12 protein-coding genes are annotated in these 13232 nt (G+C 40.7%); 5 read left to right on the forward strand and 7 right to left on the reverse strand.

The window, feature by feature from the left end; translation table 11 throughout:
- The first annotated feature begins 221 nt into the window (after window positions 1-221).
- Window positions 222-1655 (forward strand): MDR family MFS transporter, encoded by a 1434-nt coding sequence (locus M3226_RS25145; RefSeq protein ID WP_251571382.1) that lies wholly within the window; start codon window positions 222-224, stop codon window positions 1653-1655.
- 155 nt (window positions 1656-1810) lie between these two features.
- Here M3226_RS25145 and M3226_RS25150 read toward each other — a convergent pair whose 3' ends face one another.
- Window positions 1811-3451 (reverse strand): flavin-containing monooxygenase, encoded by a 1641-nt coding sequence (locus M3226_RS25150; RefSeq protein WP_251571383.1) that lies wholly within the window; start codon window positions 3449-3451, stop codon window positions 1811-1813.
- Window positions 3452-3500: 49 nt separating this feature from the next.
- Entirely contained in the window at window positions 3501-4451 is a 951-nt protein-coding gene (locus tag M3226_RS25155) for an alpha/beta hydrolase (protein WP_251571384.1), read from the reverse strand.
- A gap of 224 nt (window positions 4452-4675) precedes the next feature.
- Here M3226_RS25155 and M3226_RS25160 point away from each other — a divergent pair, with 224 nt between their 5' ends.
- Complete coding sequence (locus M3226_RS25160) at window positions 4676-5302, forward strand: response regulator transcription factor (protein WP_251571385.1); 627 nt, start codon at window positions 4676-4678, stop codon at window positions 5300-5302.
- A 190-nt stretch (window positions 5303-5492) separates the two neighbouring features.
- On the opposite strand, the gene M3226_RS25165 is transcribed toward M3226_RS25160, so the two are convergent.
- Together M3226_RS25165 and M3226_RS25170 are read right to left on the reverse strand one after the other, a co-directional pair.
- Window positions 5493-6746, reverse strand: a complete 1254-nt coding sequence (locus tag M3226_RS25165) for an MFS transporter (RefSeq protein ID WP_251571386.1) — start codon at window positions 6744-6746, stop codon at window positions 5493-5495.
- Between the two features lie 15 nt (window positions 6747-6761).
- Complete coding sequence (locus M3226_RS25170; RefSeq protein ID WP_251571387.1) at window positions 6762-7754, reverse strand: sugar phosphate isomerase/epimerase family protein; 993 nt, start codon at window positions 7752-7754, stop codon at window positions 6762-6764.
- Window positions 7755-7983: 229 nt separating this feature from the next.
- On the opposite strand from M3226_RS25170, the gene M3226_RS25175 reads away from it, so the two are divergent.
- Complete coding sequence (locus M3226_RS25175) at window positions 7984-8868, forward strand: MurR/RpiR family transcriptional regulator (RefSeq protein ID WP_251571388.1); 885 nt, start codon at window positions 7984-7986, stop codon at window positions 8866-8868.
- A gap of 18 nt (window positions 8869-8886) precedes the next feature.
- Window positions 8887-9819 carry a ribokinase gene (locus M3226_RS25180; protein ID WP_251571389.1) on the forward strand — a complete coding sequence of 311 codons (933 nt, stop codon included), beginning with the start codon at window positions 8887-8889 and terminating at the stop codon, window positions 9817-9819.
- 212 nt (window positions 9820-10031) lie between these two features.
- On the opposite strand, the gene M3226_RS25185 is transcribed toward M3226_RS25180, so the two are convergent.
- Window positions 10032-11207 (reverse strand): N-acetylmuramoyl-L-alanine amidase, encoded by a 1176-nt coding sequence (locus M3226_RS25185; RefSeq protein ID WP_251571390.1) that lies wholly within the window; start codon window positions 11205-11207, stop codon window positions 10032-10034.
- Between the two features lie 249 nt (window positions 11208-11456).
- Between M3226_RS25185 and M3226_RS25190 the strand changes: the two genes are divergently transcribed.
- On the forward strand, window positions 11457-12668 hold the full coding sequence (locus tag M3226_RS25190; protein WP_251571391.1) for a DUF3298 and DUF4163 domain-containing protein: 1212 nt from the start codon (window positions 11457-11459) through the stop codon (window positions 12666-12668).
- 55 nt (window positions 12669-12723) lie between these two features.
- Here M3226_RS25190 and M3226_RS25195 read toward each other — a convergent pair whose 3' ends face one another.
- Together M3226_RS25195 and M3226_RS25200 are read right to left on the reverse strand one after the other, a co-directional pair.
- On the reverse strand, window positions 12724-12861 hold the full coding sequence (locus tag M3226_RS25195; protein ID WP_098996039.1) for a YvrJ family protein: 138 nt from the start codon (window positions 12859-12861) through the stop codon (window positions 12724-12726).
- A gap of 119 nt (window positions 12862-12980) precedes the next feature.
- The gene (locus tag M3226_RS25200; RefSeq protein WP_251571392.1) at window positions 12981-13199 is read right to left on the reverse strand and encodes a DUF2922 domain-containing protein; all 219 of its coding nucleotides are present in this window, start codon (window positions 13197-13199) and stop codon (window positions 12981-12983) included.
- Window positions 13200-13232 lie beyond the last annotated feature (33 nt).

Consider the following 13232-nt stretch of genomic DNA (forward strand, 5'->3'; position numbering starts at 1 on the left):
GTTTGAATAGTATAGCACATAGGGAATCCAGTCGCAGGGATGTCGTTTCTTGTAAATTAGGTATAAACCATCGGTAAAAGGAAGCATGAGAAACGTCCCCGTGCTTCACCGTGCTTCAACAGTTCTTTTATTGACTTGGATAATTGTGGACACTAAAATGTAACAGATAACACACTTATTGTGGTGTGAAAATAGATATCAGAGGGAAGTGGAATCCGAAAATGAAGCAATACAATACTCGTGCAATCATGTCATCGCTGCTTATCTGCGGTTTCGTTGGCATGTTCAGTGAGACGGCTCTCAACATTGCGATTAGTAATTTAATGGTCGTGTTTAAAATTTCGGCAGCTACCGCACAGTGGTTGACGACCGGGTTCCTTCTTACTCTCGGCATTTTGATGCCGATGACTGGGTTGCTCCTGCAATGGTTTACGACGAGGCAATTGTTTATCGGTTCGCTGGCGAGCTCGATTGCAGGCACATTGGTTGCGGCGCTTGCGGTCAATTTCGAAATGCTTATGGTCGCTCGTGTTCTTCAGGCGGCAGGCATGGGCCTATTGATTCCGCTCATGTTCAATACGATCCTCGTTGTATATCCACCGGAGAAGCGCGGGGCGGCGATGGGATTCGTCGGACTTGTGATTATGTTCGCACCAGCGATTGGTCCGACCGTTGCAGGTCTTCTAATTGAATATTTAACATGGCACTACATCTTCTGGCTATCGCTGCCGTTTTTAGTGATAGGGCTGTTGGTAGGGCTGAAGTATTTGGAAAATGTTACTGAAGTCACGAAACCACGAATCGATCTACTTTCTGTCGTATTATCAACGATCGGATTCGGAGGTGTGGTCTTTGGCTTTAGCAAGGCGGGCGAAGGGGTTGATGGCTGGTCCAACCCAGCTGTTGTCTTTCCCATCGTCATCGGGCTTGTGGCACTTGTACTGTTCATTCTCCGGCAGGTGTTTATGCATGAGCCGATGATGGACCTTGGTGTCTTTAGGTATCCCATGTATATCGTGGGACTGCTTATGGTACTTTCTTGTATGATGATTATCTTGTCAAGCATGATTATTCTGCCGATGTTCCTTCAAAACGGAATGAAACTCTCGGCATTTACGGCTGGACTGATGCTGTTGCCGGGCAGTGCGCTAAACGGCATTCTATCGCCGCGCATGGGGAGTTTGTTCGACAAATATGGACCGAAGTGGCTCGTTATTTCCGGCCTCGTCGTCGTCGCGATCATGTTATGGCTTCTCTCCGGTATATCGGCCTCATCTTCGATTGCATTTATCGTCGCTTTGCATATCGGACTAATGGTCGGGATTTCCATGGTCTGGATGCCGGCGCAGACGAACGGCCTGAACCAGCTGCCGCCGGAGCTTTACCCACACGGTACGGCAGTTATGAACACGCTGCAACAGGTTGCGGGTGCGATCGGAACAACGATTGCGATTATCATTCTAACGAGCGGTATGGAGAAGTATATGCACGCATCTCCTGCTCCAACCAAACCGGCCGAGATGGCTAACGCCATGACGCTTGGCTCACAGAACGTGTTCTTGTTTGCATTGATCGTGACGCTGATCAGTCTGGTCATTGCGTTCTTTATCCGCCGGGTCATCGTCCATCATGCGGCAATGAATTCTCTGCATTAATGGGGGGGGACGTGGGGGTACGGGGACGGTTCTCATGCTTCCATTTACGAGCAAAAAACTAATGCAGGAACTAGGCAGTTTTACATGCTTCCTGTCACTATCACAATAAAAAAAGGATGAAATCAAATGATTTCATCCTTTTAACAGAGTTCATTCTAAACCACTGTGTTTGCTGTGGTGATGAAGGAGAATCCCTCATAGCCCTTAGCGGCAATTTCGGTGCAATGGTCGCGGTATGGGCCATAGCCGCCAACATAGATTTGGAATCCTCGTGCTTTGCCAGCGATGTTTGCACCGGTGTACCAGGATTCGGTCTTCGTATAGAGGGTTGTGTCGGCTAACTCCCGGCAATGCTTGCTCCAGGCTTGTTCGGCGTCTGCATTGGCCTCGATCGCAGCGATGTCATGCTTTCGAAGATACTGGATACAATCCATTACCCATTCGACATGCTGCTCAATCGCAACTGGCATGTTGCCCAATACAGATGGACTTTCTGGACCCGTAATCATGAACATATTCGGGAATCCGGCTGTTGCGATTCCTAAATAGGTGCTCGTCGCGGAACCATTTTCCCATTTGTCCTTAAGGGAAACGTCGTCTTTGCCGCGGATATCCATCTTAAATAGGGAGCCCGTCATGCCATCATAACCGGTTGCGAAAACAATCACATCTAATTCATATTCAGCATCAGCTGTGCGAATTCCCTGGGCCGTGATCTCCTGAATTGGCGCTTTTTTTACATCGACCAAGCTGACATTTGGGCGGTTGTAGGTTTCAAAATAGTCAGTATCAATGATTGCCCGTTTTGTCCCGTAATAATAAGTAGGAGACAGCTTTTCGGCTGTTTCCGGGTCTTCTACGATTTCGCGTATTTTCGAACGGATAAACACCGAAACAGTTTCGTTTGCGTCCTCATTTGTTAGGAGGTCAGCATAAGAAAACAAGATCGCAGGACCGCCTTCCTTCCATGCTTCCTCAAATACCTGCTGGCGAACTTCTGGTGAATCTTCTAGTGCAGAACGATCGCTCGGCGGGGTCGGCAGGCCGCCTAAGGATGCGCGTATTGTTTTCTTTATTTCATGAAAGTTTTCTTTTGCTTGTTGAATATATTCCTTGGTGTGAGGATGGTTCCTAGCTGGAACCGTATACTGAGGTGTTCGCTGGAAAACAGTAAGGTGGGCGGCTTCCTTCGCGATTACTGGAATAGCCTGAACACCACTTGAGCCTGTACCGATGATTCCCACACGCTTTCCAGTAAAGTCTACTTTTTCGTGCGGCCAGTGTCCCGTATGGTACCAATCGCCTTTAAAGTTGTCTAAGCCCTTCATATTCGGAATATTGGCGGTGGAGATACAGCCAACACCCGTGATGAAGTAGGTTGCCGAAATGCTTTCACCATCTTCTGTTCGGATATTCCATCGATTGGATGATTCATCGTAGTGGGCCGATTGAATCCGGGTCTGAAACTGAATATCCTTACGGAGGTCGAACTTATCGGCTACAAAGTTCAAATACCTCAGGATCTCAGGCTGCTCAGGGTATCGTGAAGTCCATGACCATTCCTTATATAATTCTTCAGAGAAAGTATAATTGTAATAGATGCTTTCGGAGTCACAGCGTGCCCCTGGATAGCGGTTCCAATACCATACGCCTCCGACCCCGCCTGCTGCTTCATAGGCACGAGTGGAGAGACCGGCCTCCCGTAAACGGTAAAGCATATACAATCCTGAAAAACCAGCTCCGATGACCACTGCATCGAGATTGGTTACTTGATTTTCTTTTTTAGTAGATGGCATCTCAATTCCCCCTATAAAATTAAAATCAGTATCGTAAGCTTTAAAAATGTTAGCGGTTGGCTTGGGTGACTTTAGTGGATGTATTTATAAATTGGGTGATTTTTGAAATGGTGCCTTTGATTTGTTCAGGGAATACGGCCATATTGGTAAAGTAACCGTGAATGATGCCAGGCTCTGTATAAGCTTCGACTTTTACTCCTGCATCCCGTAAGCGGTTTGCATACGCGATTCCTTCATCTCGGAGGACGTCACATTCGGCCGTTACTACAAAGGTGGAAGGGAGGTTCTTGAGGTTATCGGCACGTAATGGGGCAATATAGAGATTTTTTGCATCAAATGGATGATTGATATAATAGTCGCCAAACCAGATCATCAAGTCGCGGTCGAGCCCGTAGCCTTCGGAAAACTCTTTGTAAGAGCGGGTATCATAAGCTAAATCCGTAACAGGATAGATTAACACTTGTGCTGAAATGGTTGGGCCGTTTTGATCTCTCGCGATCATTGAAACAACGGCCGATAAATTACCGCCTGCACTATCGCCGCCTACTACAATATTGGAAGCGTTTGCATTTAGTGCTGTAGCATTTTGATTAACCCATTCTAAGGCCGCATACGAATCTTGGACAGGGATTGGAAACTTATATTCAGGCGCCAGCCGGTAATCTACAGACACCACGACTCTTTCCGTTCGGTTGGCGATCATTCGGCAGCTTTCATCGGCTGTTTCAAGGTCACCAATGACCCAGCCGCCCCCATGGTAGTAAACAAAGAGAGGAAAAGGGCCTTCACCTTCAGGAGTATAAATTCTGACTTTAATCTCTGCATCGTCACTGACAGGGATCAACCTGTCTTCCACTTTAGCAAGTGGTGCCATTTCTACTTCAACAGGAGGAAATTGTGCGAATAGATCTCTTACTTCCTGCGCTTTCAACGATTGAAGCTGTGGCATTTGGGCAAATGCCTCCAAATAGGCTTTTGCTTGTGGAATTAAATTAGTCAAACGATCTCCCTCTTTCCAATCATTTTTTTTGATAGTTAAGAAAAAATAGTAACTTACTATCTATGAAAATAGTACAATTAATTTTATAATATGAATATTCCTAATTTTGAATATATTATTCCCTAAAAAGGAGGTAGTACACTATTTTAACCAGTTTTACGTTACAAGAGCGAGTTCGAAACCTAGAGTCACTTTCGAATCATAAAGAGAAATTGCTTGAAATCTTGAAAGTATATTTGGAAATGTTTCCTGTCTTGGATGCCTATTTGTTCAGGTATTCCCCGTTAGAACATCTTGGTGAAGGCATTATTGCTTTAACTTCGTCTGGGTTAGTCCATATTGGAGATATTCGTGATGACATCCAGACGATTCCTCTCATTTATGCAGCCATTCGTGAAAGAAAGGCGAAATATAGTACAGGACTCGAATACTTCTTAAACCATTCGACCTGTAAATTTTCAGACCGGTTTCCGATTACTTCTTCGGCAATCGTACCGCTTTGTAATGGGAGCGTTGTCATTGGGTATATTTGCACCACAGAGTTTGAAGATGGCACTGTCAAGATGGATGACCAAATGCTGTCTTCTTTAACCTTGTTTGGTAAACTTGTGGGTAAGGTGCTGGATGATTCGACGAATATGGATGGAGAAACGATTCAGATTAGCAAAAGAGAGTTAGAAGTTATGAAGCGAATCGCCCGTGGTGAAAGTACGAAGGAAATGGCCGCCTATATGGGAATTGGCGAAGTAACCGTAAAACAATATGTAAAATCCGCGATAAAAAAACTCAACGCCCAAAACCGTGCCCATGCTGTGGCCGAATTATTTCGAAGAGGGATTATTAAAATATAGAAGCGTAGAAGCGTGGGGACGGTTCTCGTGCTTCTATTTAAATACAATTACTTTTGGAGGGTGTCAGCCAGTCTTTACTACTTGGATAACTAGTAAATTACTATTTATTTAAATAAACCAAGATGACTATGGAATAAAAAAACGGGAAAAGAGTTGTAACTCTTTTCCCATTTTTGATATTAAATAAAATTTAACCTGCAATCACACTTTTATCAGACTGACCATTTTTATTATTCTCTTTTAACAATTCATCCGGTGTTTTTAAAAGTGGAGTTAAAATAGCACTTAATATATAGAATCCAGCATAGATAAATAAAACTCCTCCTGCACCAAGTGACTTAAAGAACAATCCTGCAATGGCAGGAGCTAAAAACGTACTTAAACCTGCCCCTAAATTTAATATTGACATGGCCGCTCCTTTATTGTCAGGTGCGAGTAGAGGGAAAAGTGCCGATAATGGAACATATCCTGCCATGGTTACACCGCATAAACTTAATACAATGGTCATGACTAAATAATTATGTCCTACCATTTGCGGAGTGAAAAAGACTAGTACAAGAACGAGCGCGTAGGCTACTCCGCCAACCCATTGGATCGTATTTCTCCATCCTATTTTATCTCCAACGAATCCAAAGAATAGATTTGCAAAAATGGCTACTATGAATACTGTTGACCACATGTGCAGCCATTCCGTTGTTGAATAACCGTATTGGGCAAGATAGATAGGCATAAATACAGCAAGTCCATATTGAGCTAATCCGTTAACCGTTTTCACAATTAGGCCTAATGAAATTTGCTTTCTTTTTAAAATTGTAATCCCTTGCAAAAGTTCCTTCAATTCGAATGCATGAATTTCAGATTCTGGTATCTTATCTTTGTTGACCAAAATTGCGATCAAGGAACCGATTACAACAAAGATTAACCCAGACCATAGTACGTTAATTTGCCCCATTACAGGGATGGCAACGGATGAGTAAAATGGTCCGATTACACTTAGTCCAAGAGAAAACATAAACCAAAACCATCCCACTGCTGTACCTCTTATTTTTAATGGTGAACTATAGTTAATCCATATCAAAAATGAATAAGCAAATAAAGGATATCCGAACCCTCTTAGGGCATAAAATGGTACCATTATAGAAAAATTTAGTTTATAAATGCCTAATCCAATAAACCCAAGACTTCCGATGATAAAAGCAAGTAACCCATAGGACATGATTTTCCGTGGTCCTAGTGTTTGCACTAAAACTCCTGAAAACCAAGCCGCAATAGCACAGGTGATTCCATAAACAGTGAGTAGAAGGGAAGCATCTTCAATGCTCATCCCTCTAGACACCAAGTACGGCGAAATCCATGCTTGTTCTACGCCATCACCTATCATAAAAATAGTCAGACCAATATAACCCCACAATAAGTTCTTTGGTAATCCAATCTTATTCAACATCGCAATACATCTCCCTTAGATTATGCTTGTTGCTAGAAGATCCATTTTGTCTTTTATTAAAGACAGTAACAGCTGTTGGGCTTCCAGTGCATTTTCGTTTTGAATGATCTTTTCTATTCTCTCTAATCCGTATTTCTCTAAAAAGGCATCTAATACTTTGTACATTTCAATGTTTTGCTCGCACTCTTTTACAGGATCTTCACGAATCGGGAATGTATCAAAGTAAATAAGTCCATCATAGTTATATTTTTTAGCATAATAGATAAATTCAAGTGTTTGCATTAAGTGAACAGACCCGAGCATTAATCCATCATCATTGTCCTTATATCCATCATTCAAATGAAAACCCATTACTCTATTTTTCCTTGCTGCAAGTGCGAGGGAATAGGCCGGATTCTCTTTTCTCATTAACATATGACAAAAATCGAGTGTAACACCTAAGTTAGGAGCACCAACTTCCTCAATTAGTAATAATGTGGTTGATATATCACCTATTAAAGAAAAAGCTCTTGGTTGGTAGGGTTTATATTCAAAGCTAATTTTACTATCAGGAAAACGTTGTGTAATTCTCTTTAAAGCGTCAACCACTTTATTGAATGCTTTTTCATAGTCTAATTGAAATGGATAATCAAACCCATCATTTGCAAGCCAAATAGTCGTAACTTCCCCACCTAAATCGTTACATAATTTTACTGCCTCCATTGTTGTCGCAATTGCTTGTTCCCGGATGCTTTCGTCTGGATTGGCAAATTCACCGTAAGCATAGCTATCAACAAATCGTAGGGCAACTCCGCTTATCTTTAGGTTTGTTTTCGCCAGAACATTTTGGATCTCTTCCACTGTTACTCCGACGAAGTGTTCAGGATAGTTTAGTTCGACATGTGTTAGCCCCTTAACAGTTGCCATTCTCGAAATATAATCCACTACGGTTAAAGATTTACTGTCGTAATCTTTAAAGAAAATTTCCTTTTTTGTTTTAAATGAATTTAATCGTGTTGAAAATTTCATTTTAGCACTCCTCTTTTTTATTATTCGGAAGGAAGGTTTAACTTAACCAGAGTATAAAGTATTTTTTACTGGTTAGTAAATAAAAATGAAAAACTTGACTGAAAATATTTATTTTAGGCAAAATTAACGACTTAAATTTTACTTTTAATAAAGTGATAATAAAATTTTTGTGTGGAAACGCTTATTAATTGTGTTATAATAAACCCAAATCAGAAGGATAGGTATAACGATGAAATCTACTAATTTAGAGGGAAAAGAAGTCATTCTATATGCTCGGAGTATTGCTCCGTCACTTGGTAAAAAAGAAAAATTAATCGTGAATTTTATAAGTAATCAGTATCAGGAATTGGCAAAAATGACGATTAGTGAACTTGCCTCTCATCTTAAAGTGAGTGAGTCAAGTATTACTAAAGCATGTAAAAAGCTTAAATGTGAAGGATTTTATGAATTAAAACACGCGATAGCAGATTATTTAAAAAATGGAGAAACGGCTATTAATGATGAGATGCAAGAGGATTTTGATTTTGAAGATGATAACGAAACAATTTTAGAAAAGGTCTTCTTTAATTCAATCGTTGCACTACAAGATACATTAGCTGTCATTAATCGGCAAGAGTTAAGTAAAGCAGTAAATGTGTTAAAAAACATTCAGTCTAAAGGAAAATTAGTATTAGTAGGAAATGGTGGATCAGGTATACTTTGTGAAGACTTTCAGCACAAATTATTGAAAATTGGTATTTTTGCCATCTTTTATAGAGATTCACATATGCAATTAATGGGCTCGTCACTATTGAAAAAAGGAGACGTAGTATTAGGTGTATCCCACTCTGGTACTTCTAAAGATGTGATCAATATTTTCAAACTAGCACAAGAAAACGAAGCTACCACTATTTGTGTGACAAATCACGTTAAGAGTCCGGTTACGGAATTTTCAAATATTATCTTGCATTCTTCTGCCCGTAATTCCCCAATCACTGGTGAGAATGCTGCTGCTAGAATCGCTCAATTAAATATATTGGATGTTTTATTCACCATTTTAAGCTTGAATCAGCAAAATTTATCATATGAAAACCTAATAAAAACAAAAGAATCGGTTATATCACACCGAACTTAAAATCTGGAGGGATTTAGATTGGAATCAAAAAATGTAGTTGTTATTGGTAGCTTAAATTATGATATCATTGTCAAACAACAGCGTATGCCCAATATAGGAGAAACATTTGTTGCGGATGAACTGATTCAAAGTGCAGGTGGAAAAGGTGCTAATCAAGCGGCTCAATGTGCAAAGCTAGGATTGCCGACCTTCATGATTGGGAAAGTGGGGGATGATCGTTTTGGTGAAGCATTAGTCGGTTCATTAACTGCCTTTGGGGTTAATACTTCCTATATTAAAAAACAAGGTTCAACTGGTATTGGCGTTGTTCACGTAATGCCGGACGGAGATTATTATAGTACCATTGTTGAAGGTGCTAACCATCTAATTACAGTAAATGATATTGATGAAGTCGCTCATTTGTTTGATTCCACTGCTTTTATTGTTTTACAGCAAGAAATTCCTGAAGAAGTTGTGGAATATATTATTTATAAGTATAAAAATGCTAAATTAAAAATAGTCTTAAATAATGCTCCTGCTCGAAATATAAAAGAATCTATTTTAAAGTCTGTTGATATTTTAGTTGTAAATGAAACTGAAGCAGCCTTTATGTCAGGAAAAACGATTCAATCTCCTTTTGATGCTATTAATGTTGGTAAAGAAATGCTTCCTCAAACTGGTGGGATGGTTGTCATAACGTTGGGTAAAGAAGGCTCTGTTGTAATAACTGAGGCTTACAGCGAATTTTTTCCTGCGGAGAACGTTCAAGCCGTTGATGCTACTGGAGCAGGGGATTCCTTTATCGGAGCGTTTATCTATGCATTGTCACAAGACTTCTCTATTGACCAATGTATGAAATTCGCTACGCACGTCAGTGCAATAACGGTAACTAAAGAAGGAGGACAGGATTCCTTTCCTACCAAAGGGGATATTTTTCCTACAGGACTTAAGAACCCGGTTGCCATGAATTAGGTTAAGACTTTAGTAAGAATACGAAGCTATTATTAAGACAAGCTTTTTCAACCCCCTTTTATATATATATGGATGCCCTCAAGAGTTGTTTATGAACAGTCTTGAGGGCTATTTTTTTATGACTCACTCTCTTAAAGGAAAAAGGGGGCAGTGCCTCATCAGGAGTGCATTGTGTCATTTGAAGCACAAGAACCGTCCCCATGCTTTTTACTTTAATTGAAATAATCAAGTAATCCTAGGTAGATTCCTTGGGCTACGTTATTACGGAATTGAGGGCTTTCAACGGTGGTGTCATCTTGTTGATTGGATAGGAAGCCGAGTTCTATTAGAGTAGCTGGTTGTTTGTTGTTTCGGAGAACACCCAAGTTGTTGAATCTTGTTCCAAGGTTCGTTAATTTTGTTTCTTTGGCCACCTGATTTAAGATCGCTGTGGCTAATGGATTACTGGACTTTTGATAGTAAAAATCAGTTATGCCATTTACCGATGGGTTATTGGACCAATTGTAATGAAAACTTATAAACGCATCAGCACGGTTTTGGTTGGAGACATTGGCGCGTTGCTCTAAGGGGAGATACGTGTCGTTCGTTCGCGTCAAAATGACTTCGGCCCCTGCAGCTTCAAGTTTATGTTTCACCACTTCCACTGTTGGTAAGTTCAATGACTTTTCGGGTGTGCCGGCAATACTTTTTGTTCCATTATCCTTCCCTCCGTGTCCTGGGTCTAGCACAATGATTTTTCCTTTCAAGGATCTCTGACTATTTGGCATAAGCCCGGTTTGATTTGATGGGGTATTGATGGGAACGTCTGAAGCCTTGGCTACTTTCAATTCCGTTGTATTACTAGACTTCTTCTTTGCTGTAGGGGCAGTCGGTTGTGTGTGATGGCTGCTAGGTGTATCTCTAGCGATGTACTTTTCGTTCACCCACCCGCTCAGACCAGAAGGGGAGACGATTTTGGCCCATCCAGCTTGTTCCGAGTGGATGGTTATTTTTGTTCCCGCTTTTAAATAACCTACTACACTACTAGAGACACTTGGACGTTCCCGGACGTTTAACGAAAAGGTTTCTATGGTTCCGCTGATGTTTTCAGCCGAGGTTATGTAGGCATCATACACCCAGCCAGTTTGGTTGTTTGTTAGTTTAATTTGATCCCAATCATTCCGCTTTTGTATGATTTCAAATGAATCTCCTTGATGAACGCGGCTAATGATCTTACTTGAAATATCGGCAGTTTCCCGGACATTAAGCGTAGGTACAGTGACCGTGACCCGGGAAGTAGCTTTATCTGCATTAGCTGTCTGCTGATTATTCAACAAGGGGACTGTAATGACACTAAGGATCGTTAGAAATTTAATTAGGCCATTGTTCCGTAATTTAGATGATAGCATTTTAGCAACCTCCCTGTTTTTTATACTCTAAAACTAGCATTGACAGATTTTAATAAAATAATAATCAAATTTTTAAGAAAATTAAGGAAACAGAAGGAAACAGAGGGACGGTTCTCATGCTTCCATAAGCATGAGAACCGTCCCTCTGCTCCCCCGCGCTCGCCCTGAAAAATAAAAAAATTTCTATATTCTAGGAAACCGGAAACTTACTATAAATATATGTGATGGATATATATAAGGAGTGAGAGGATGAAACTGAAGTGGACAATGGCCATTGCACTGGTTGTTTTCTTTACTGTAGGGTGCAGCGGTGTACAGGAGAAAGAGCCTGTTTCAGAACAACCAAAAGTAACCGAAGACAATGAACCGGAAAAAACGGGAGGTAAACAGGAGAAGCCTGCCGATGAAAAAGAAAAACCTACTGCTCAACCGGGAAAAACTACTGATCAACAAGTAAAACCTAACGATCAACAGGAATCCACCCGTCAAGCAATTAAAATCCATGATGAGTCCATTGTGAAAGACGCCCCGATTATCAATATTATTTACCCGCAACTTGATGGCATGAAAGACAAAATCGCACAAGGAAAAATTAATGATCTTTTGAAGAAGAAAGCGAACGCAGCTGACGAGAGTCAAATGACGAATGATGATCCAAGTGCGCCTTCATCGTTCCAATCAAAATACAAAATCACTTTTCAGAATGACCATCTTATCAGTTTTGTATATGATCAATATTCTTATCTTAGCGGGGCTGCACATGGCATGCCGTCGCGCGTACCTATCCTGGTTGACTTGGATAATGGCAGGATGGTTGAGCCAAATGAACTGTTTAATGGTTCCACGCAAACAAAACAACTCATTAGCGAACTCGTCCTAAAACAAGATGTTTTGCATACGCTTGAAGTGATGGGGGAGTTTAAACAAATCAGTTCTGATGATTTAAAACAGGTTTATTTAACGAAGGATGGCTTAATGATGTATTTTCCGCCTTATGAATATGCCTCATTCGCTGAAGGTACGCTCCAATATCATCTTTCTTTTTCGGATATTCAAGGTGTATTAAACGCAGCATTTTTCAAGAGTCATGGGATTAATATTTTACAATCCAATGATCCCACAACCATTTATGTTTCCGAGGGCTATCATTTTTCAGTTCCAAATGAATGGATGGACCGTTTGAGATTTGAAAGAGCTGAATACTCGGAGAAGAATCAATGGTTATCTGAAATCAATGTATATTACCATTCTGCTGATCAACCCTTATTGTTTAGCTTTCATATGTATGAAAAACCTATATGGACCTCATTAAACTCTAGAGCGGAAGTTAAACTTGCTGAAGATAGTGATCTTATTTATTCGTATTCTGTTGCACAAACCCCACAGACTAATTTACAAGCCAATGATTTCATAAAGAATGTTGTTCCCGAAATTATGAAAACATTTCAAATTGATGATTAGAAGCGAGGGGACGGTTCCCATGCTTCCTTTTTACTGTTTCACATCTCCTAATTCCTTACGGCTTCATTCGGTCGGGCAGATTTTGTATCGATTGGACCACCAGATCTAACTTTGACTCAATCCGGTATAGCAGATAAAGGGTCACTACGATAGGGAATCCTACTTCACTAATGAATGGTATGATTTGTTCCACGATTCTTCACTCCTTTCTCCTAAAGGTTTGATTCCGAAGAACAAGAACCGTCCCCGTGCTTCCCGCTTCACACACTTCAAAAAAAAGGCCGGGTTCATGAGAATCCGGCCTCGTTGTTATTATGCTAGTTCATAGTCGGTTACATTGCGGTCGATGATTCTTGCGCCTTTTGAAGAGACAAGTTTGCCGCTTCCTGTAGTAAATATGTTAGCTGCAATAATCTGCTCCATCGAGAGTTTTACGACTTCCTCGTTAACTGGCTCTTTTGGATTGTCGACTGTGATTTTCGCGGTTTTGCCAAACTCGGTGTCAAATTGCAATTCTAATGTTTTCGCCATTTATTTTCACCTCCCATTATTGGATTTTTTTGA

The organism is Neobacillus cucumis (assembly GCF_023715505.1).